Here is a 1,160-nt window from a genome sequence, read left to right on the forward strand (position 1 = left end):
GATGAATTGTAATATTAAGTGCAACACTTGTAAGTCAAAATAAAAGAAGCCCATAACGTCCTCGTGTAAAATGTTAGTTACCACACAAACATCTGAGGAGGAATCGTTATGAGCTATCAACATCTTACCATATCTGAGCGTTCAAAAATAGAAACTTATATAGAATTAGGATATTCAATTAGGGAAACTGCAAAATGCCTAAAAAGAAGTCCTTCTACAATTTCACGTGAATTAAAACGTCATGTAAATTGTACAGCTGAAGAAGCTCAAGCTCGTTATCAAAGTAATAAATCTAATTGTGGTGCGAAGTTAAAACTAACACCAGAACTAAAAGAAGCTGTTCAAGAAAAGTTGGGTGAAACTTGGTCACCAGAACAGATCGTCGGCCGCTTGTATCAAGGTAAGCTGAGTTTTAAAAGCATCTATCGTTGGATTTACAACGGCTTATTAGAAATGCCTCTTGCTGTACTTCGCCAAAAAGGGAAACGTCAAAAACCGCGTGAAACAAGAGGTCGCTTTAATATTGGTACACCGATTTCAAAACGTCCAAAAGAAGTTCGTAAACGTGAAACATTCGGTCATTGGGAGTTAGATACCGTTGTTTCCGGACGTGGACAAGCAAAAGGCTGTGTCGCTACATTTATTGAACGTAAAACACGTTGGTATACAGGCATATTAATTCCAGACCGTTCTTCAAATTCAATGGAAACAGCCGTTAAATTATTGCATCAACAGTTACCTCAAGGAGCAATTCAAACAGCCACAACAGATCGAGGAAAAGAATTTAGCTGTTACAACGTACTGGAAAGAGAATTAAATATCCAGATTTATTTTGCAGATGCTTATTCATCATGGCAACGTGGCAGTAACGAAAATGGGAACGGCTTACTTCGTGAATTCTTCCCTAAGAAAACAAATTTCGATCACGTTACCCCAGATGAGATGAACCAAGCACTTCAACTCATTAATAATCGACCAAGAAAATGCCTTGGTTGGAAAACTGCACACGAGGCCTTTGAGGAAGAACTGTTGCACTTAATTTGACAAAGTATCACTAATTAAACATAGAATGATTTGCATTGAAATAAATTTTTGATGTTTTGATGATAAAAAAATATCTTATATCTAAAGGATATCTCATTGAGGTATCCTTTTTGCAT

1 protein-coding gene is annotated in these 1,160 nt (G+C 36.6%); it reads left to right on the forward strand.

Annotated features, from left to right (window positions below; translation table 11 throughout):
- The first annotated feature begins 108 nt into the window (after positions 1-108).
- Entirely contained in the window at positions 109-1,044 is a 936-nt protein-coding gene (locus CW357_RS18045) for an IS30 family transposase (protein WP_119415943.1), read from the forward strand.
- The last annotated feature ends 116 nt before the right edge of the window (positions 1,045-1,160 follow it).

The sequence above is a fragment of the Rummeliibacillus sp. TYF005 genome, assembly GCF_003844195.1.
In the GTDB taxonomy this organism is placed as follows: Bacteria; Bacillota; Bacilli; order Bacillales_A; family Planococcaceae; genus Rummeliibacillus.